Consider the following 21,273-nt stretch of genomic DNA (forward strand, 5'->3'; position numbering starts at 1 on the left):
GGAGGTATGAGATGGATATTAGAAAAGCTTATGTAGCCAATAAAAATCGTTATGATAGCATGGAATATCGAAAGGCGGGGGAATCCGGTTTGTATCTTCCGGCGATTTCTCTGGGGCTTTGGCATAACTTCGGGGAACGGAATTCTCAGGAGCAGATGCAGGATATTCTTAGGGAGGCCTTCGACTTAGGCATCACCCATTTTGATTTAGCCAACAATTACGGTCCCCCCTACGGAGAGGCGGAGCGAAATTTCGGGATTCTGTACCAAAGAGATTTTCGCCCTTATCGGGAGGAGCTCTTAATCAGTACCAAGGCGGGCTATGATATGTGGGAAGGACCCTATGGAAATGGTGGCTCCCGAAAGTATTTGCTGACAAGCTGTGATGCTTCCTTAAAGCGTATGAAGCTGGATTATGTGGATATTTTCTACCACCATCGCATGGATCCGGATACCCCTTTGATGGAAACTATGTTGGCATTGCTGCAGATTGTGCAGTCCGGCAAGGCCATTTATGCGGGAATCTCCAACTATGACGGAGACAGCATGAAGAAGGCTGTGGAGATTGCGAAGGAAATACGGCTTCCCTTGGTAATTAACCAAAACCGTTATTCCATCTTGGATAGAAAGGTGGAGGAAAATGGCTTAAAGGCTGCCGCTAAAGAAGAAGGCATGGGGCTTATTTGCTTCAGTCCCTTGGCCCAGGGGCTCCTTTCCAATCGCTATGTGGAGGGCATTCCCGAGGATTCCCGTATGATGAAGGATGGAAGATATTTGCATAGAGAAGACTTTACCGAGGAAAAACGGCAGATGCTTGCAAAGCTTTTAAAGATTGCCGGGGAAAGAGGACAGAGTCTTTCGGAAATGGCATTATCCTGGGTGTTGCGGGACAAGTCCACCACCTCCGTTTTGGTGGGAGTCAGCAAGAAGGAACAGCTTTGGGAAAATGTGAAAGCGCTGGAAAACACCTGCTTTACGGCGGAAGAGGAAGAGGCTATTCGGATGGCTACAGCTCTGTAATCGGAGAAAATCGGGAGAAAAAGGGCACGAAAAACGAAAAAATTGTGCAGTTCGAAGAAGAAAAGAGAGAAAGCTGGACTTTCCTCTTTTTTTTTATTAGAATTTAAAGTTCAGGAGAAGAAACGAAGGAACGGCGAAAAACTCAGGGTTGTTTTGAAAAAATATTGATTTTCTGGAAATAAGGAGAATAAAAATGCCCAAACGGGGAAAGGTCCTCCACAAAGAGGACAGAAAAAATAGTGTCGGTCGCCTGCTTTTCGTAATACTGGCAGTGATTTTACAAATTATATGGTTTTGGTTCTTTCTGTACTATTTGACGGAAAGTTACCTTTGGGCGTCCATTTTTGCCAGAGTCGTTTCTATTGTCATGGTTTTGGGGGTATTTGCCAAGCGAACCAATGCCTCTATTAAGATGACCTGGATTTTTATGATTATGGCTTTTCCGATTTTGGGAATGCTCTTGTATTTTTTGGTATACGGCTCAGGCTTTACAAAAACCATGCGGAAGAGAATCGAAGCGGCGGATGCCATGCTCTTCCCTTATCTGGATCAGTCTCATTTGATTTCGGATCAGCTGAAAAAGGAAAACAAATCCGTGGGAAATCAGTTTGCTTATCTGGAGCGAGGCGGAAAGTTTCCGGTGTATCGCAACACGGAGCTTGTATTTTATAAGGAAGCTTCTTTGGGCTTGGAGGCTCAGTTGGAAGCTCTTTCCCAGGCAAAGAAGTTTATTTTCATGGAATACCATGCCATAGAGGACCGGCAGTCCTTTGGAGAAATCAAGGAGATTCTTCGCAAGAAAGCGGAGGAAGGAGTGGAGGTTCGCCTCTTCTATGATGATGTAGGCTCCATCGGCTTCATTGATCCGAAGTTTGTGCAGGAACTGGAAGAGTGGGGCATTCAGTGTCGTATCTTTAACCCCATTGTCCCCATGGTGAATCTTTTCATGAATAACCGAGACCATAGAAAGATTACCGTTGTGGACGGCCAGATAGGTTTTACCGGAGGCTATAATCTGGCGGATGAATATTTTAATATTCATTCTCCCTACGGCTATTGGAAGGATACGGGCATTCGACTGCGGGGAGAGGCGGTAGGTACTTTAACCCTGCTTTTCCTGGAGATGTGGCATGCCATGGACGATAGTCCTGTGCGGGGACTTTACAATTATTTGCCGAGACACTGGGATCGTTATACCGGTCAGGGCTATTGCGCGCCCTATGCCTATGCGCCCACTGACGGCCTTCCCTTGGGGGAGGACGTCTATCTGAATATGATTCAGTCCGCCACGGAAAGCATTTACATAACAACTCCCTATCTGATTATTACCGATGAGATGAGCAGGGCTTTGTGTCTTGCGGCAAAGCGAGGGGTAGATGTGCGGATTGTCCTTCCGGGAATTCCGGACAAGGCCTTTGTTTATGCCATCAGCCGGTCTTACTATCCTCGACTCCTACGGGCAGGAGTCAGAATTTATGAATATACTCCGGGCTTTATGCATTCCAAGCAGATTTTGGTGGATCATGTGATGGCGGCGGTGGGAACCTTTAATTTGGATTATCGTTCCTTCTACCATCATTTTGAAAATGGAGTTCTGCTGTACGAAAGTCCCTGTATCTTCGATATTGCGGACGATTTTCATGAGCTTTTCCGTACTTCTACGGAAGTCAGTCCGGATAAGGGACATAATCGTAGCCTTTTCACCAGAATGAAACAGGGGGCTTTGAGACTGATTGCGCCCTTACTATGATTTTAGAATGCAAGCTTTCAGACTACTCCCTTAAAAATTTAATATATTTTAAAAGATTTATTTCCATAAATATGTTAAAATAAGTCTGTTCAATCGACAATTGAAGACAAAGGGAGGAAACAGAATGAAAAATTGTCCGAATTGTGGACAGGAAGTCCAAGACGAGGAGAAGTTTTGTGAGCACTGCGGAGAAAAGCTGGAAGGCGCAGAAACTGTAAGCGCTGAGGCGAGTGCTACCGGTGCTGAGGCAAGCGCTGCAGCAGAAAGTAGTGAGGCTGGAGCGGCTGCTGAAAATGCAGTAAGTGCTGCAACAGCTACAGAAGCGGCTCCTGCTGAGCCCCAGGCAAGCTATTCCTATGCACAGACTATAGAGGAGGCTCCTGCGGGAAAGAAGGGCATGAAGCTTTTAATCCCTGTTGTTGCCGTAATTATTCTTCTTTGCGCAGGCTTTTTTGCCTTTGGAAAGAAGTTATTTTCCGGTGGTTTAGCTTTAAGCACAGAGCAGAAGTTTCTTCATTATCAGGAGAAGTATCTCCAGGATAAGTTGGATGCCATGGTGGCTTTAGGCTTTATTAACGAGGATTTAAAGCAGTCTTCCGATATGACCCTTACCGGAGAAATTGAAGGCAGTGACGAAATGAATAAGTATCTGAAGGATTCTCAGATCCAGTTAAAGTATGACATGGATGCGGAGAAGAATTCCTTCATCATGAATTTAAGTGCCAAGATCATGGGTACAGATTTACTGGAAGGCTTTGCGGATTATCGTGACGGCAAGATCGGTTTTGCGATTCCTGTAGCGGACGAGCATTACTATCGGGGAGACTTAAAGACCATTATGAAGAATCTCACCGAGCAGGATATTGTGGCTCCGGATTTAAAGAAGTCTGCAGAGAACAGAAAGCGTCTGGCGGAAATTTCCAAGAAGTACGGAGATCTCCTTGTCGGCAGCATGAATAAGGATAACTTAACGGTAGAAAAGAAGGAATTCGACTTAGAGAATCTGAAGGAGAAGTATACCGGAGAGGTTTATGTATTTAAGCCCACAGAGGAAGATTTAAAGAATTTCTACGAGAAGCTGGCAGATACGGTAGAAAAGGACAGCGATTTAGAGTCTCTTTTAGAGGATGTTTATGCTACCAGCACCTGGGACAGCGCTTTAGGCATGGGAGATGCAGAAACTCCAAAGGATCAGCTTAGTGAGCTGGCAAAGGAGATTCGTGATAATGCTGCGGATACCGCTAAGGAGATGGCGGACAATGAATTCCAGTGGCAGATTGCGGTTGTTGACGGAGATTTAAGACAGGTTCTGCTTTCCACAAAGGACGATTCCTTCTCTCTGGAGATTGCCAAGAAGGGCAAGGAAGTTACCGAGCAGATCAATGTTGTAAGCTCCAGCTCCGAGAATATGTACGTAAAGAACAGCTACAGCTTAAAGGATAAGATGCTGGAGGGAAGCATTTCCGGCGGAAACGGTGTTCTGGATGTTAAGGCTTTGGAGTATAAGATTGATACCACTAAGCATTCCGCTTTAATGCCATACGGAACCTATATTGTAGAAGATCCTACAGGAATGGGAGCAAAGCTGACCCTTACTGTTGCTGACGGAGAGAAGGGCAGCAGCGATCACGAGATTGTGGTAGAAGGCTTACAGAACTACTATATGCCCTTTAGCAGTGCGAAGATTAACCTGAACACTACAAAGACCGGTACAGCTACCCTTCCGAAGGAAGCGGAAGTGGATATTTCCAACTACAGCCAGGAGGATTTTGATAAGCTGAGCGAGACCATTGGAAATGGCTTGGCGAAGGTTGCAGCTACTTTACAGGGAGAACTTGCAGGATGATGAATGAGAGCCTTTGTGTCGTAAACAACTTAGGCCTTCGGTATCATAGAGGAGAGAGCGTCATATTACAGGGGCTCTCTCTTTCCCTATTCAAAGGAGAAATCATAGGGATTCGAGGAGAAAACGGTGCCGGAAAAAGCAGCCTTTTAAAGGCAATTGCCGGTCTGCTTCCCTATCAGGAGGGAGAAATCCGGATGCCTAAGGAGGTTCGAAATGGCCTTTCCTATCTGCCCCAGGACCTGTCCCTCTATGACAGTCTGACGGCTTTGGAAAATTTGATTTTTTACGGAAAAATTCAGGGAATACCGGGGAGGCTTTTAAAAACCAGAGGGAACTGGCTTCTGGCGGAGCTGGGACTTTCTCAAAAAAGCCGAGAAAAGCTGTCCGCCCTGTCCGGGGGAATGAAGCGCCGGGTGCATTTGGCATCGGCTCTCATGCTTCGTCCAAGCATTTTGCTTTTGGATGAGCCCACCGTGGGCTGTGATGAGGAATCCTATCACAGGATTCGAGATCTCCTTTTGAAAATGAAGCAGCAGGGCACAGGAATGCTGCTTATCAGCCACGGAAGAGGAGAGCTGGAGGATCTGGCGGATAGGATTTTGACTCTGGAACAGGGAAAGCTCTCATAGAGAAACTAAATTTCTTAAGCTATTAAGGAAATACTTTGTGCTTAAAGAGAAATAGCGGAAGATTATAAAAGATATAGGTGAAGAGCAAAAGAAGTAAGGGAGAGAAGAAGCATGAAAGGATTTTTTGCGGCCATTTGGAAAGACGGAAAGTTATTTCTCCGAAAAGGAGGACTATTTATCTTGCTCTTTCCTCTGCTCCTGTTTCCCCTTTTTGCCTTTTTCTTTCAAGGACAAAGCAGTCAAATGCAGGCCTTTCCGGTGATGGTAATTGATGAAGATCAAACCATTATGTCTAAAACCCTGATTCGGGAAATGGAGAAGGTGGAGCTGTTTTCTACCGTTATCAAGGAAGAGGGAGAAATCGGACAGGAAGGCAGGGAAAAGGCCTTCCAAGAGGGAGTAGTAGGCATTTTACGGATTCCCAAGGATTTCTTTTATACCGCCTATCGCTTTGAGGGAGAACCGGTGGATTTAAGCTTAAATGCCAATCGCCCTACGGAAAGCCTCCTGTTTCAAAGCATTTTCACCTCCATTATGGAAATTATGGAGAAGGAACAGGAAATCAGTAAAGGGGTTTTTCATGCCCTGTATGGAGAAAACCTGTCCAAACAAGAGGAAGAAAGCCTCTATGAGCATGCTTCGGAAAGATTGCTTACGGCTGTTTTAAAGCGACAGCTTGTCTTTGACGAGGAGGGGCAGAGCAGTCAAGTGGAGAAGGCTCTTTCCCTTCGCATCTTTTCCTTTATTTTTTTCTTCCTTTTGGCCTTTTGTGCTATGTCTTCCGTTTTTTCGGTGCCGGAAGAGGAAAAGAAGGGCATTCCCCAACGATTTGCCCTGATGGGAGGAAGAGGCTTTTTCCTTTCTAAGCTCTTCTTTTTATTTCTTTCCGCCCTGCCCCTTTTGCTCCTCTGCTTATTTGCTCTGCAAAAATCCTTAGACCTTCCTATGGAACAACTGATACCGATTGCTTTCATCCTCTGTGTTGAGCTTTTAAGTTTCTTCTTTTTCTTCTACCAATTGTTCCGAATTATGGGAGAGGAAAGTACCGCAAAATTACTGTCCTTTTCCCTACTATTTTTGGGAATTCTTTATACCGGAAAGCTGTTCGGAGAGAGCAATGCACCGGAGTTTGTGAAGCGTCTTTCTCCCATTACCGTGAATCGAATGGTCTTGGAGGGTGTCCGGAGAGGGCTTTCCTTCTCTACCTTACTGTCTACCGCCCTGCCCCTGCTTTGCTGGGATGCGCTGGCCCTTGCCTTAGAAATATTTTCAGGAATACTTTCTAAGCTTAAAACGTTTTCTAAGCGAAAAACATTTTCCCGAAATCTTCAGAGAGAATCCAAGAGACAAGACGGACAAGACGGTCAAGATGGACAATACGGACAAGATAGACCGGTCGGACTAGATAGACAAGACGAACAATATGGACAATATAGACACGGCGGACAAGACAAATCATACGAAAAGTCTGCCCTTCCTTTTCCCTGCTCTCTGCTTTCTCTTCGTTTTTCCCTCCTCTTAGGGGGCGGCAGGGGATTCCTTTTGCTTGTGCTTTTCCTTCTTTCTCTTTTTGCCTATTCCCGGGTCGGAGGGAAAGAGAAGCTTTCTCTTATGCTGGTTCGGGAAGATCAGGGCACCTGGAGTGAAGAATTGATTCAGGAGTTACAACAGGAAAAAGGACTTCAAGTGGAAGTCGTGGAAAATCAGGAAGCGGAAAAGGCTCTTTTGGAGGGCAGTGTAGAGGGGGTACTTTGGATTAAAGAGGGCTTTACCGGAGATACGGAGGGAAGAGGAAGCTTACATTACGAAAGCAGTGCGGATTCGCTGGCGGAAATGGGGATTCGGGAAATTGTAGCCGCGCTCAGCAGCACCCTTCGCATGGAGAAGGGCGCTCTTGCCTATGGGGAAAGCCTTTTAGGAAGAAGCCTTAACGAAACGGAAAAAGAAGCTATTGAACAGTCCATTGTAAAGAGTAAGAGAACAGAGCCTTTATATCAGATTCAGGAAATGAAAGGAGAAAGAGGCAGAAGCCTGTTCCAGCCCAAGCGGGAGGCCGTATTAGGCTTTGTTTTGTACTTCTTCCTATTTTCCTTGGGAACGGCATTGGGAAGAGAAGAAGAGAAAAAGGTCTTCCAAAGAAGTAGAACCTATCCCGCCGGAAGACTACGGTATCATCTTAGCGGAATTCTTCTTTTCGGCCTTTTGAGCCTGGGATTTTTCCTTGTGCTGGAGGGCAGAACTATTTTGGGAATAGAAAAAGAAGGAGGCCTTCGCCTTGCAGAACTCTACAAGGATTTGCTCCTTCCGTTACTTTGTACCCTGGGATTTTCCTTCTTCCTATACAGCTTTGCCAGAAGACTGTCCTACTCCGTTTTTGGAGCGGAAATGGCAGGAGGCCTGTCCTTAAGCCTCGGCCTGTTATTCAGCTTCCTGGGCGGAAGCTTTATAGACTTTTCCTCCATAAGCAATATCCCAAGCTTTATCCCCTACCTCTCCCCAATAGGCATTTATCAAATGGGAATGGAAGGGCAGCTCCTCCCCATGGGGATGCTGGTATTATTCAGTGTCTTACTGTTGTAAAAGGGGCTGTAAAAGTGAAGAACTGCACTCGTTATAGGAAATCACTCTGATGTAGTGTGGGTCTATAATAGGGGCAATCTGAGCCCGTCAGTACTTACTGAAAGCGAGCAAGCGAAGCTTGAAGTTAGTACTGTTACGAAGGCGAAGTTAGCGGGAGCGTGCCCCAATTATAGACCCATACTGCATTAGAGCGCATCTTTATAATAAAACAGTCCTTCAATACACAGGATTAAGCTAGCGAGAGCGTGCCCTGTTTCAGCCCTATTTCCCCTGCTCCAGCTGCCAAATCTTCCATAGCCCCTTCAGCAGCAGGTTGTCATCTACGATCATCTTATGTTTGCAATAAGGACAAATCAGGTGGGCTAGGCCTCCTGTGGCAATTACGCTACCCTCCTCCTGCAGTTCTTCCTGAAAATGCTCCACGATACCGTCTAAGGAGCCCGCGGTGCCGTAAATGATGCCTGCCCGCATAGCCTCTACCGTATCGGTGGAAATCAAGGTCTTGGCAGGTGCCACATCGATACTGGGAAGCAAAGAGGTTTCCTTGGCCAGGGCATTCATGGAGATGCCCACCCCGGGAAGAATTACACCTCCCATAAAGACGCCCTCTTTGTTCACTACCGTAATGGTGGTGGCGGTGCCCATATCGATAATAATGGCAGGGAGGGGATAGTTATTTTTTGCCCCCACGGCAGAGATAATCAAATCCGGAGCGACACCGCTGGGATCCGCCATGGCAAAGCTCATATTCATGGGACTACTGCTGTTGACCACCACACATTTTCCCTTGCAGAGAAGCTCCATAGCCTTCTGATAAGAGGTGGTGAGTTCCGGCACAACGGAGGAAAGGATGGAACCCTCCAAGCCCTGCAAATCAATCTCTAAAAGCTGACAGATTTGGGCAATATCTGCGGCATATTCATAGCTGGTTTTTCTCCGGCTACTCTCCATACGGAAAATTTTCTGAATTTCTCCCTCTTCCGTAATGGTTCCGAAAACAGTATGGGTATTCCCGCAATCGATGGCTAAAATCATTTTCTCTCCTTATACGGCAAGCTCTTGCTTTACAAAGCGAAGGTTTCGTAAGATACGGGCTAAAACGGGAACAAGCACCAGATTCACCAAGAATTCCGTGGTGAAATTGATTCCCAGAATACTGAAAAGAAGAAAGTCTACTACTTTATCCTGCCCATTGGCCCAAAGCACCAGGGTATCTTGGAAGAAGAGAAGAAGTCCCAAGATGAAAATGCCGGTATTCACCACAGGAGCGATTCCTGCGGCTAAAAATAGGGACAGAGTAGCATTCTTTTTGGCAAGACTTCTGGCCACCAGTCCGGAAAGATAGCCGGCCGCGGTACTTTTAATCATACAAAGAGCCAGGGTAATGACGGGCTTTTGGGAGAAGAGCATAAAGCCCCCCGCGTCATTTCCGGAAATTACGGAAATGCAAACCAAAAAGCCGAAGAGTCCACCCAAAAAGGCGGCACTTAGTGGACCGTAAAGGACAGCTCCCAAAATAATGGGAACCAAAGTTAAGGTTATGTTAAAGGGGCCCAGCTTAAGACTTCCCAGCAATAACTGTAGGGCCAAAACCAAAGCGGCAAGAATAGCCGTTCCAACAAGGTTTCGCACAAAATTTTGATTTTTCATGAAAGCTCCTTTCCATATAATAAAAACCGGGGAAATTATGGCATGAATAGCGAAAAATTTCAAGAAAATTAAAAGTCTCCGGGGCTATGTATTGCAATACAAGCATGGATTTTGTAAAATAAGAAAGAACTTTGTTAAATGAATTAATTATTTAATACTTTTGAGAAAGAACTATTTTTTAAGTTTTTACAGAATATTTCTAATATTTCCAAGATTGCCCCGCGAAAGATTTTCTTACAATGCGTTCTCCGCACTGGTGAAAAACAGGAGGATAGGCTATATTGGGGATAAGAGAAGAAGATATAGTGCCCAATTCTACGCTTTTTTCTGCCGGAGTTGGAAAAGAAATAGCAATTAAAGGAGAAGAAAAGCAGGAATGTTGGAAAGAATAGGACAGGAAATGGGCTTGCCCCTTTTGTTTACTGCGATTTTATTGTATTACGCCGTCAAACTGTTGGTTTTTAAAGATGTGGAGAGTATTCGTCCCAAGGGACGTCCTCCTGTACGGGATCGGGAAGCTTATAGTAAAGAGGCGGGAGTTTTGATTCTGATATTCGCAGGTATTTCTCTGTTGTCTTCCATATTGATGATTGTTCATCCTCTTTTAGGTATCGGACTGATTGTTTTGGGCACCCTGGTGATGGCTGTACGATTTAGAACCTTAGAAGAGAAATATGTTGGAGACAAACACTAATGAAAAAATATTCCGTGTTATTAGTAGATGATGAAGAGGATGTAGTGGAGGCCATAGTCCAAAAGATTGACTGGGACCGCCTCGGCTATTCTCTGGCCGGTTATGCCAAGAACGGTTTGGAAGCTTTGGAAATAGCGGAAGAAAAGCAAATCGATGTGGTATTGACCGATATCAAGATGCCCTATATGGACGGATTAACTCTTTCTCATCGTCTGAAGGAGTTGTATCCCTCTATTAAGATTATCATTTTTTCCGGCTTTGACGAGTTCGAGTATGCCAAGGAAGCCATCCGTTTGGAGGCTGAGGAATATATGTTAAAGCCTGTGGACGCGGGAGAACTGTCCAGAGTATTCCAGAAGGTGCATGAGGCTCTGGATCAGGAATTTGATGAAAAGCAAAGCATTCATCGCTTGAAAAACTATTATTTAGAGAGCCTTCCTATTTTGCAGGAAAGCTTATATACCTCTTTAATCGAGGGAACCCTGCCCCAGCAGGATCTGGAAAGCACACTGTTGGATTATCAGATTTCCCTTCCCGGAAAATATTTTGCGGTGGTTATCCTGCATAACAGCCTGAGCCTGTCTCCGGAGGGAATTAATCCTCTGTTGATTACCATGTCCATTCGAAAGCTGGCGGAGGAACGACTGCAAAAGCACTGGCGTCCTTGCTTTTTTACCTATTTGGGAAATACGCTTTTCATTGCCCAGATGGATAAGGAATCGGACAGCCTAAAGCTTACGGATGATTGTGAAATCCTCTGTCGAATGGCCAGACATATTTGTAAGGCGACGGTGACAGCCGGAATCGGAAAAACCGTATCCAATTTAATGGATCTGCCTCTTTCCTATCTTGGTGCCAGAGATGCGGTGGCATACCGAGTGCTTTACGGTAGAGGAAAAGCCATTGCCATCAGTGAAATCGGCTTAGAAGGAAAAGAAGAACATAAGGTCAATAAAGAAATCATTGATGAGGAACGGCTTTTGGATATTTATCGAAGCATCCGGATGTCCTCGGAAGAGGAGCTGGACAAATGCATTGACCTCTATATCGAGAACAGTCGTTTGGATTCGCCTTCTTTGCAGGAATACCATTTCTTCTTAATGGATTTGGTGACCAATATGCATAAGTTCCTTTTGGCCAATCAGGTGGATACCGGATTGATTTTTCCGAAGGAAGAGGATGTGTACCAGAAGGTACAACAGTTCAGTCTGGCAGAACTTTCTCAGTGGATGAAGGAGATTTGCAAGAAAATGCAGATTATCATTCAGGAGATGCGAAGCGATAAGACCAAGTCCTTTGTTAAGAAGGCGGTGGAGCATGTGCACAGCCATTACATGGATAAGGACTTGACGGTGGAGGCTCTTTCTCAGGAGCTCCATGTATCGGCTGCTTATTTTTCCACAGTCTTTAAACGGGAAACCGGAAAAAGCTTTATCAACTACCTTACGGATTATCGTATGGAAAAGGCTCTCCGCCTTTTGATGGAAGAGGAGGAGAAGACCTATATTATTGCCGAGGCGGTAGGGTACTCGGATCCGAATTACTTCAGCTATGCCTTTAAGAAGAAGTTCGGGATGTCTCCGTCAAAATATAAATCCAACAGTAAGGGGAAAGAAGGACTGTAGAATCCTTCTAAGTATAGGGGAGGTGGATTTCCTTGGAGAAAAAACGTCTCAAAAAAAATCTATTGTCTGATGTTTTTTTGCAAAAGGGAGTCTCCGTCCCCTTTTCTATTACTTCACCCCTTCGTTCCTTTCATAATATGCTCTTAATGAGCTTTATGATTTTCTCCATCTTTCTGATTCTTTTTCTGTCTATCGTACTTTATACGCAGTTTTCTATACGTTTCCGTATTAATCAGGAGAATCAATCGGAGCAGCTTTTAAAGCAGGGAAGTATTCAATTGGAGGAATACCTTCTTAGCATGCGCAGAATTTCCGATGCCCTTTATTACAATGTGGTTAAGGGCACGGATGTGGATTATACCAAGCTGAATCAGGAAATGAATCTTCTGTATGAAGCCCATAGGGACAGTCTGGTTTCCGTTGCCCTTTTTTCCGCCCAGGGAAAATACATTGCGGCGGTACCCATTTCCGCAGAGAAGAAAAATCGAAAGGTAACGGAACAGGATTGGTATCGGGAAGCGGTACAGCAGGTGGAAAACCTGCATTTTTCTCTGCCCCATGTGCAGAACCTTTTTGACGACCCTTCCTACCGTACCCGCTGGGTCATTTCTTTGAGTCGGGTGGTGGAACTTAACTTTGACGGCAGAAGCGACAGCGGTGTGCTTCTGGTAGACATGGATTACAACATGATTGAGCGAATGATGGAAAAGCTGAATCAGGTTAACGGAAAACGGTATTTTTATCTTTGCGATAAGAGGGGAAAACTGATTTATCATCCCAAGATTCGAGAAATCTACCGAGGCCACGCCAAGGAGGATACGGAGCTTGCCGTTGCTCAGGAGGACGGTATCCATCGTCTGAAAAGTGACGGGAAGGAAAAAACCATTGTAGTGGACACCATCGGTTATACCGGTTGGAAGCTGGTGTCCGTTTTGGAAGAAGGAAGCAATGTTTTTGCTACCGGAGGAATGCTATATTACGTTTTCATTGTCATTTCCGTAACCCTCCTGATTGCCCTTGTCATGAATCAGGTCATTTCTCTGAGGCTTTCCTATCCCATCCGTAAGTTAAATGAAGATTTAGGCAATATGGGAGTGAAGCGCCCCACCATGGAGGAAATTTCCTCCTATGGAAGTACGGAAATTGTCCATCTGGGAGAAAGCCTTTTGCAATCCCTGCAAAGAATCGATGAACTGACGGAAGAGAGAATCCGGCAGCAGGAGGAAAAAAGACAGAGTGAGATGGATGCTTTGCAATCCCAGATTAACCCCCATTTTCTCTACAATACCTTGGAATCCGTGGTGTGGATGATTGAAAGCGGAAAACGGGAAGATGCGGTGTTTATGGTGACTCAGCTGGCCAGCTTTTTCCGAATTTCCCTCTCCGCAGGAAAGAACATTATCCCTCTTTCCCAGGAGATTCAGCATGCGAAAAACTACATGAATATTCAAAAAATCCGTTTTAAGAATAAGTTTACGGTGGATTTTGATGTGGAGGAAGAGGTGCTGTCCTGCCTTACCGTAAAACTGATTTTACAGCCAATCCTGGAAAATGCCATCTACCACGGCATGGAGGGAATGGATGAGGATGGAGAAATCCTGGTTAGCGGAAGAATTCTGGAAGAAGAGGACGGTAGACGTTCCGTATTGCTTTCCGTGAAGGACAACGGCTTCGGTATGACGGAGGATAAGGCCAGAGCCCTGCTGGAAAAGACGGAAAGCGATTATTCCAGCTTCTCCAGTCAGAAAAAGCGAGGCTCCGGTGTAGGAGTGATTAATGTGCATCGCCGCATCCAGCTTCGTTTCGGTTCTATTTACGGTCTGAGAGTGATTAGCGCCCCGGATGAGGGAACGGATGTGCAGGTGCTTTTACCGGCTATTTCCTTTACAGAAGAAAACCAAAAGAGTCTGGAGCATGGAAACATGCACCATAGCACAGAACATTTTCATAGCGGCGCACAAGAGGGGGAGAAGGCATGAAAGAAAACAGCATATTTACCACCGGCCTTTTTGTGGTAGCCCTGCTTCTCCTGTTTTTGTCCGTGGGAAGGCTTTTAGGGGATAATGATCCGGAGCGTTTTAAGATTTCCGTAGTGGTGGACCATAGCAATTCCGATGTATGGTCCGGCTTTAAAATGGGACTCACCGCCGCAGGACGAGCCTACAACATGGAATACAACTTTGTTTCCACCGATCGCCTGGTTTCCATTCAGCAGGAAAATATCAGTATGCAAAGGGAGATTCAAAGCGGAGCGGACGGTATTATCGCGGAGCTAAGAGCTACGGAGGGAACAGGAAGCCTTTTAAATGCATTGGGAAAAAATGCGGAGATTATGCTGGTGGATTCCGAGAAGGAAATGACGGAACCCGGCTTAAACATTTCTTCTATCAATGTGGAAGAGGAAGTACTGGGGAAGGCCCTGGCGGAACAGGTTTTACATTCCACACTGCACAAGGAGAAAAAACGCATCGGTATTCTGGCAGGAAACCAGAATAAGGGCAATATGCAAAGAAGACTGCATAGCCTTATTTCGGTATTGGAGGCCGGGGGACAGGAAATCGCCTGGGTGCTTCCGGATACGGGAAAAATCCAGGAGGATATGGTAAAGGCCAATCATAAGAGAAGTGTGGATTTGATTGTGGCTTTGGAAAATGACAGTCTGGAAATGGCATCCCGCTATTTAAAGGAAACCGGCAGACGTTACGTGGAGCTTTACGGCGTGGGAAATTCCCGGGAAGTGGTTTATGCCTTGGATACGGGAATTATCCGTTGTCTGGCTGTGATTGATCAATACACCATGGCCTATTATGCTATGGAGGACCTGTGGTATAAGCTTTCTAAAAAGCGAAATACAACAGAGGATAGGGTAGTGAATTTTTATATGGTTACCGGGGAAAATATGTACAGTGAGGAAATAGAACGAATTCTCTTCCCCACCGGGGACTAAAAGAAATATCCAAGGAAATATCCAAGGGAATATCTGAAGAAATATCCAAGGAAATATCTAAAGCGGCAAGGCATAAAAATGGAGAAGGAGTGCCCCTGAAGGAAAACTTTCTGTAGGGGTAGAAGAAAAGCATGAAATTGGCGGACAAAGCGGATTACAGCAGGAAAGAAAAAGAACAGTTGACAATCTTGGGAAGATTTCAAGGGAACAGCTTAAGGAAAGGCATGGCGGTTTGCCTTTCCCTGTCTTTATGTTTGCTTCCCCTTCTTTCCGCCTGTCAAAGGAAGGAAGAAAGAAGGGAAAAGAAAAAGCTTCAAATCGGCGTTACGATTTATGACAACTACGATACCTTTCTGTCCGGATATATGACGGCCTTTGAGAAGGAAATCAGTAAGAAAAGAGCGGAAGGGGTAGAAATAGGCCTGTTTCGCTACAATGCGGCCGGAAGTCAGGCTTTGCAAAACGAACAGGTGGAGGAAATGCTGGAGAAGGACTGTGACGTTCTTTGTGTGAATCTGGTGGACAGAACCGCTCCTTCGGAAATTATCGATATGGCGAAAAAGAAGAATGTTCCCATCATTTTCTTTAACAGAGAATTGGTGGATGAAGACTTGGCCCAATGGAATCAGTTGTATTACATCGGGGCGGATGCCAAGCAATCCGGCATTTTGCAGGGAGAAATGGCGGCTGAAGATATTCTTTCCGAGGAACCGGAAAAACCTACGCCGGAGGTGCCTCTTGCCTCACCGGAAGATGAGGAGGAAGCTTCCGAAAAGAGCCAAGATAAGGCCGGAAATGCCGAGGAAATTCAAGACTTTGTTCTGCAAAAAAGTCGGGAGGATTTGGATATCCTGGAACGAGAGGTTTCTGCGGAAGACACGCAGACAAGCACAGAGGAAGGCACGGAGAAGAAAGCGCTGATTCTGTCCCCCCGAGTGGATAAAAACGGTGACGGAGTGATTCAATATTTGATGTTTGAGGGAGAAGCCGGCCATCAGGATGCCATTGTCCGGACAGAGTATTCTGTAAACACTTTGATGCAGCAGGGGATTCCCATGGAAAAGCTGTCCTATGCCATTGCCAACTGGAGCCGGGCAGAAGCCCAGAGTAAGATGATGCAATTCTATCCGGAGTTTCAGGATCGGATTGAATTGATTCTTTCCAACAATGACGATATGGCCTTGGGGGTATTGGATGCCTATGACAAAATCGGCTTGCCTAAGGATAAAAGACCCTTTATTTATGGAATAGACGGCACTGTCGTGGGATTAGAGGCGGTAAAAAAGGGAAATTTGATGGGAACGGTGTATAATGATGAACAAGGTCAGGCCAAGGCCTTGTTTCAGCTGGCCTATCGTCTCGGTACCGGAAAAAAAGGTCTGGAAGACGAAGGAGAAAATAAAAAGATTATTCGCTTACCTTATCAAAAAGTACGAAGAGAAGACAGTCAGCGCTTGTTAGAGGAGAAGGAGAAGAAGTAAATGGAGGAAGCAATCAAGGAAGAAATCGAAAAAGGAACAAAGGAAGAATTCATAGAGGAAGCTGATAAAGAAACCGGGGAAGAAAGCAAAAATAAAATAAGTGAAGTGGCTTCGGGGAAGCAGTCCGGAAGAGAAAATGCGAAGAATTCCTTAGACTACGGGATTAGCGGAATTCCCCTATGTATTCTGCTTCTTCTGTGCTTTGCTTTTTTTCTGTTTCCGGAGCATTCCAATCAGATATTATCCTCCATTCGAGGCTTTTTGGGGCGGGAGTTTTCCGTTTACTACCTGGGAATAGGCCTTTTTATTTTCTTGCTCTCCTTTTATATCGCCTTTTCACCCTTAGGCAATATTGTTCTGGGAGAGCCTGACGAAAAGCCGAAATACTCCTTTTTTACCTGGGGAAGTATGATGTTTACCGCAGGACTTGCAGCGGATATTCTCTTTTATTCCTTCGGAGAATGGATTCTTTATGCCAATGATCCCTATGTCCAATCCCTGGGAAAGCTATCGGATTGGAGCAGTATTTACACCCTTTTCCACTGGGGTCCCATTCCCTGGGGATTTTATCTGGTGCTGGCGGCGGCCTTCGGCTTTATGCTTCATGTACGGAAAAGAAGCAGGCAAAAATATTCGGAAGCCTGCAGAGCAATTTTAGGAAAGCACACCGACGGTCTGGCGGGAAGAGGGATTGATTTACTGGCGGTTTTTGCCCTCCTTGCGGGAACAGCCACCACCTTTTCGGTAGCCACTCCTCTGATGTCGGAAATCATTAAAAAGCTCCTCCCCAACGGGCTGTCCACCAGAGAGCTTACCTTAATCATATTGATTGCCACCTGTGTGGTTTATACCTTTGCGGTATTGAAGGGTATGGACGGGGTTTCCTTCTTGGCAAAGCTCTGCACCTGGCTGTTTTATGCCCTGCTTTTATACATTTTCTTCGGAAGCGGTGTAGGCTCCTTTATTGTAAAAAATGGAATGAATGCTCTGGGAAAGATGGTAGAGCACTTTTTCTCCATGGCTACCTATACGGATCCTTTAGGAGAAAATCATTTTCCGGAAAACTGGACGATTTTCTACTGGGCCTATTGGATGGTGTGGTGCGTGGCTTCCCCCTTCTTTATCGGAAGCATCAGCCGGGGAAGAACCATACGACAAACCATTATGGGGGGATACATTTTCGGAATCGGCAGTACCTATGTAAGCTTTATTGTTTTGGGGAATTTCACCCTGTCCCTGGAGGTTTTCCATAAATTACCGGTGTTACAGCTCTATCAGGAGAACGGTTCCCTCTACCTTACGGTGGTGAAAATGTTGGAAACCCTGCCTCTTCCGGGACTGGTATTCATCCTGCTTCTTTTAACCATGATTGCCTTTTACGCCACATCCTTTGATTCCATCGCATTGGTGGCGGCGCAGTATAGCTATAAGAGCCTTCCGGAGGGACAGGAGCCATCCCGAAAGGTACAGGGATTCTGGGCGATTTTATTGATTTTACTGCCTTTGGCACTAGTCTTTTCCGAAAGTTCTATGGTAAACTTGCAGTCTGTCTCCATCATTGCGGCATTTCCCATCGGACTGGTGATTTTACTGATCAGTCTAAGCTTTTTAAAGGATGCGAAGGCTTATCTTTTGGAATTGGAAGAGCAGGGCAAGGGGGAGAAAAGGGAAATAGATAAAGGAGTTAGGAAGGAAGAGCAGTAGATGTTTCAAGGCTTTTTTAATTATGATAATGATGTTTGGCGGTTTGTAGGCCGATTGGCGGATATGATGGTTTTGAATCTTTTATGGATTCTGTTTTCTCTGCCCATTGTAACTCTGGGGGCGTCTACAACGGCTTTATATTACTGTACCATTAAGATTGTGCACGAGGAGGATCGGGGCAATTTCAGGATGTTTATGCATTCCTTTAAACAGAATTTAAAGGAGGGCATCATTCTCTGGATGATTTTACTGCCGATTTTGGTGATTCTTCTCTTGGATCATCGCTTTTTTTCCATGATATTTGCCAATAACACGGCATTACGCTTCCTTTTCCGGGGGATTACGGATGCACTGCTTTTGCTGTGGCTTTTTGTGTTTCTCTACGTCTGGCCCCTGCTTTCCCGCTTTGATAATACCTGGCAAAGAACCTTGATTCATGCCTTACTCATGTCCATCCGCCATCTTCCCTATACCCTTGGCATGATTGCTGCGGATGTATTGCTGGTTGTGGGAAGCTATTTTTTGATTTTATTTATGCCAATGTTTACGCCGGTATTTTTTGTTTTAGGCTACCCTCTGATTGCCTGGATGAATTCCGCCTTTTTTAAGCGGATTTTCCGACTCTATGAAAAGAAGGTGGAAGTGAGAGATCCCTTTGAAGAGAGAGCTTACGGAAAGAGGGGAAAAGAAACAGAATCTGATAAAGAAGCGGAAAAATAAGAAGGACTTCTCTTATTTCTCCTATAAAAGGGAGGAGGCCGGAGCGTCCTTACGGAAGCTCCGGCCGAGTATTATGAAAAAAATCTTATTTAGTGGATAACGAGCACTTCGTTATCTGTAATGCAGTATAGAAGTCAAGAGTGAATAAACTATGTTTATGCTGTAAACATTGTGCTAACAAAATATGAACGAAGCATGAATGAGGAGAAGAAATGTTATTACAAAGTGAAGTGAAGGAAGAAAGGAACCCTTTTTCGGATTGGCCCAAAAGATTTTACGAGGAAAGGGATGTGGTCAAGCGCTTTGCCCTGGTGATTGAAAAAATCAAAAGGACAGAGGATATGGAGGAAAAGCTTGTAGAAGGAAAACGCCTGGAAACCCTTCGCTTTCGTTATCCTATTTTGCAAAAGGAGAATTTGGACAAGTTTGTAGAAACACAAAGGGGAAAGCCTTTGCAGATTAAAGACAACTTTATGGCAGCCTGGATGGAAATCTTAATTTCCGGACGAACCGGTATTTCCTTTTGGAATAAAAAGAAAATGCAGAAATGGGTGTCTCAGCAGTTGGACAACTTTCATTTGCCGGAAAAGAAGACCGGGGAAGAACGGAAGAGAGAGGATATTCCCTTAAGTGATGCGGCTATCGTAAATCTTACTCTGCAAAATCTGGATATTCCGGAGATACCGGAGGGACAAAGCCTGGAAAGCACCATGCTGGCCTTTGCCAAAAGTCCGGAGACCTTGGCTTTGGAACAGATGTTGCTTAAACTGGAATGGAAGGCCTTTGCCAAGTTTTGGATGGAAACCTGTATCAAGGACAAGAGCTATTCCTCCACGGTTTTCGGCCTCGTGAGAATGAAGGATGAGACTTTAGCCCGGAAGCTGGCTCAGGAAATCGGGGATGTCTGTGTCTTTATCCCAAGAGCCCTGGGGCTTGAGGAGCGGGCGGTACCCCTTAGAAATGCGGTGGTGAAGGCCTATGAGGAAATGATTTATCAGGGCAGAAGCTACTGGGATGAATTGATGGCGGAGAATAAAGCCTGGCAAAAGTAGGGGCAGAAGATGGCGGAGAATAATGCTTAGCAAAACTGGGAACAGAAGATGCCGGGGAATTAAAGGAGAAAAGCAATGATCAAGAAGGCTGTAATATTCGATGCGGATGGAACACTATGGGATAGTGTGGATCTGGTGGCAAAGGCTTTTAGCATAAAATTACAGGATTTTCCGGAGACGAAGGGAATCAGGATTTCTCGAGAGGATCTTCTGCCTTTAATGGGAAAAACCATGGATCAGTTTGCAAAAAGCCTGATTCCGCAGGTAGAAGGGAAGAGGGGAGAAGAGATTCTTGCCCACTGCATGCAATTTGAAAATTTATATTTGAGTGAGAATAAGGTACAATTCTATCCCCATCTTGAAGAGTGTATTGCTGCATTGAAAGCGGCAGAGATTGGACGCTATATCGTTTCCAATTGCCAGCTGGGTTATATTGATGCAGTTTTGTATGGAGAGAAGTTCAGCCTGGGAAAGACCGGGGACTTTTTGGATATGGAATGTTACGGAAGCAACGGAAAGAAGAAGGCGGAGAATATCCGGATTTTGATGGAGAGAAACCACTTAAAACCGGAGGATTGCGTGTATCTTGGAGACACCGCCTTAGACTTTAGCTCTGCAACAGAGGCAGGAATTGCTTTTATCCATGCTTCCTATGGCTTTGGACAGGTGGAGGGAGCGGAGAGAAGCATATCCGACCTATCGGAGCTGATTCACGTATTACCATTTTCCCTCTAAATTACGTTCTATTATGCCCCTTCTAAACTACGTTCTATCAAGTTCCCTCTAAAGCATGCCCTACCATTCTCCCTCTAAAAATTCTTTGGTTTCGGGCCGCTCAGGATGATTGAAAAACTCCTCCTTTGTGCCACTTTCCCACAGCTCTCCCTCGTGGAAGAAGAGGATTTGGTCGCCGATACGCTTCGCTTCCGAGAGGTTGTGAGTCACGATAATAATGCTGTATCTGTTTTTCAGTTCCTGTAGGAGCTCTTCTATTTTCAGGGTGGAAAGTCGGTCTAAAGAAGAACAGGGCTCATCCAGAAGGAGGATTTTCGGCTCTATGCAAAGGGCACGGGCAATACAGAGCCTTTGGGCCTGCCCTCCGGAAAGGCTTAGAGCGGAGCGATGGAGTTCTCCGGAAATTTCCTCCCAAAGTCCTACGTCTTTAAGCTTTTGCAGGATTAATTCCTTCTGCTCGGCTTTGTTTTTGATACCGTAATACTCTAAGGCATAGCTCATATTTTTATAAATGGAAAAAGGAAAAGGACTGGGGTTTTGAAAGACCATGGCAATCTGCTCCAGTCGCTTTTCTTTTTGCTTTATCAGATTTTCCCCGGAAAGAAAGATTTCCCCTTCCATAGAGGCCTCTTTATTTTCCAAAAGAAGACCGTTCAGGCTCTTTAGAAGAGTAGACTTCCCGCAGCCGGAGCTTCCCAGGAAAACCGTGATGCTTTTCTCTGGAATTTGAAAATGAAGATTCCGGAGGATTTGTCTTTTATCATAGGAAAGGCTCAGATTTTTCACTTCCAAAATGGGACTTGTAAATAAAAGGGGATTTGTAGGTTCAGTAGACATTTTA

At 45.2% G+C, this 21,273-nt stretch carries 17 protein-coding genes; 14 read left to right on the forward strand and 3 right to left on the reverse strand.

Translation table 11 applies throughout. The features are described from left to right. Positions 1–11 precede the first annotated feature (11 nt). From RYL27_RS00325 to RYL27_RS00345, 5 genes are all read left to right on the forward strand, one after another. The gene (locus tag RYL27_RS00325; protein WP_314964304.1) at positions 12–1,019 is read left to right on the forward strand and encodes an aldo/keto reductase; all 1,008 of its coding nucleotides are present in this window, start codon (positions 12–14) and stop codon (positions 1,017–1,019) included. A 193-nt stretch (positions 1,020–1,212) separates the two neighbouring features. Beyond that, entirely contained in the window at positions 1,213–2,769 is a 1,557-nt protein-coding gene (gene cls / locus RYL27_RS00330) for a cardiolipin synthase (RefSeq protein ID WP_314964306.1), read from the forward strand. Positions 2,770–2,893: 124 nt separating this feature from the next. Beyond that, positions 2,894–4,615, forward strand: a complete 1,722-nt coding sequence (locus tag RYL27_RS00335; protein WP_314964309.1) for a zinc ribbon domain-containing protein — start codon at positions 2,894–2,896, stop codon at positions 4,613–4,615. Beyond that, entirely contained in the window at positions 4,612–5,244 is a 633-nt protein-coding gene (locus tag RYL27_RS00340) for an ABC transporter ATP-binding protein (RefSeq protein WP_314964312.1), read from the forward strand. The genes RYL27_RS00335 and RYL27_RS00340 overlap by 4 nt, the downstream gene beginning before the upstream one ends. A gap of 111 nt (positions 5,245–5,355) precedes the next feature. Then, the gene (locus RYL27_RS00345; RefSeq protein ID WP_314964314.1) at positions 5,356–7,824 is read left to right on the forward strand and encodes an ABC transporter permease; all 2,469 of its coding nucleotides are present in this window, start codon (positions 5,356–5,358) and stop codon (positions 7,822–7,824) included. Positions 7,825–8,085: 261 nt separating this feature from the next. Here the strand turns inward: RYL27_RS00345 and RYL27_RS00350 are convergent, their stop codons facing one another. Next, positions 8,086–8,859, reverse strand: coding sequence for a type III pantothenate kinase (locus tag RYL27_RS00350; protein WP_314964317.1), 774 nt, complete (start codon positions 8,857–8,859; stop codon positions 8,086–8,088). A 9-nt stretch (positions 8,860–8,868) separates the two neighbouring features. Then, positions 8,869–9,474 carry an ECF transporter S component gene (locus RYL27_RS00355; protein ID WP_314964321.1) on the reverse strand — a complete coding sequence of 202 codons (606 nt, stop codon included), beginning with the start codon at positions 9,472–9,474 and terminating at the stop codon, positions 8,869–8,871. Between the two features lie 376 nt (positions 9,475–9,850). Between RYL27_RS00355 and RYL27_RS00360 the strand changes: the two genes are divergently transcribed. The 9 genes from RYL27_RS00360 to RYL27_RS00400 all read left to right on the forward strand — a co-directional run bounded on the left by RYL27_RS00360 (position 9,851) and on the right by RYL27_RS00400 (position 20,432). After that, a complete protein-coding gene (locus RYL27_RS00360) occupies positions 9,851–10,168 on the forward strand; it encodes a hypothetical protein (RefSeq protein ID WP_314329617.1) in 318 nt (105 codons plus the stop codon). Then, the gene (locus tag RYL27_RS00365) at positions 10,168–11,793 is read left to right on the forward strand and encodes a response regulator (RefSeq protein WP_314667686.1); all 1,626 of its coding nucleotides are present in this window, start codon (positions 10,168–10,170) and stop codon (positions 11,791–11,793) included. Before RYL27_RS00360 ends, RYL27_RS00365 begins: the two co-directional genes overlap by 1 nt. 32 nt (positions 11,794–11,825) lie before the next feature. After that, entirely contained in the window at positions 11,826–13,772 is a 1,947-nt protein-coding gene (locus RYL27_RS00370; RefSeq protein WP_314964326.1) for a sensor histidine kinase, read from the forward strand. Next, positions 13,769–14,740 (forward strand): substrate-binding domain-containing protein, encoded by a 972-nt coding sequence (locus RYL27_RS00375; protein WP_314964329.1) that lies wholly within the window; start codon positions 13,769–13,771, stop codon positions 14,738–14,740. The genes RYL27_RS00370 and RYL27_RS00375 overlap by 4 nt, the downstream gene beginning before the upstream one ends. 131 nt (positions 14,741–14,871) lie before the next feature. Beyond that, complete coding sequence (locus tag RYL27_RS00380; RefSeq protein ID WP_314964332.1) at positions 14,872–16,221, forward strand: galactose ABC transporter substrate-binding protein; 1,350 nt, start codon at positions 14,872–14,874, stop codon at positions 16,219–16,221. Continuing rightward, positions 16,222–17,925, forward strand: a complete 1,704-nt coding sequence (locus tag RYL27_RS00385; protein ID WP_314964335.1) for a BCCT family transporter — start codon at positions 16,222–16,224, stop codon at positions 17,923–17,925. Then, entirely contained in the window at positions 17,926–18,645 is a 720-nt protein-coding gene (locus tag RYL27_RS00390) for a YesL family protein (RefSeq protein WP_308579821.1), read from the forward strand. A gap of 212 nt (positions 18,646–18,857) precedes the next feature. Further along, entirely contained in the window at positions 18,858–19,697 is an 840-nt protein-coding gene (locus RYL27_RS00395; protein ID WP_314964337.1) for a DUF6553 family protein, read from the forward strand. 75 nt (positions 19,698–19,772) lie between these two features. Continuing rightward, positions 19,773–20,432 carry an HAD family hydrolase gene (locus tag RYL27_RS00400; protein WP_314667670.1) on the forward strand — a complete coding sequence of 220 codons (660 nt, stop codon included), beginning with the start codon at positions 19,773–19,775 and terminating at the stop codon, positions 20,430–20,432. 60 nt (positions 20,433–20,492) lie between these two features. On the opposite strand, the gene RYL27_RS00405 is transcribed toward RYL27_RS00400, so the two are convergent. Then, the gene (locus tag RYL27_RS00405) at positions 20,493–21,269 is read right to left on the reverse strand and encodes a phosphate ABC transporter ATP-binding protein (RefSeq protein ID WP_314345808.1); all 777 of its coding nucleotides are present in this window, start codon (positions 21,267–21,269) and stop codon (positions 20,493–20,495) included. Positions 21,270–21,273 lie beyond the last annotated feature (4 nt).

Origin of the sequence: Oribacterium sinus (genome assembly GCF_963537195.1) — a bacterium.
In the GTDB taxonomy this organism is placed as follows: domain Bacteria; phylum Bacillota; class Clostridia; order Lachnospirales; family Lachnospiraceae; genus Oribacterium; species Oribacterium sinus_A.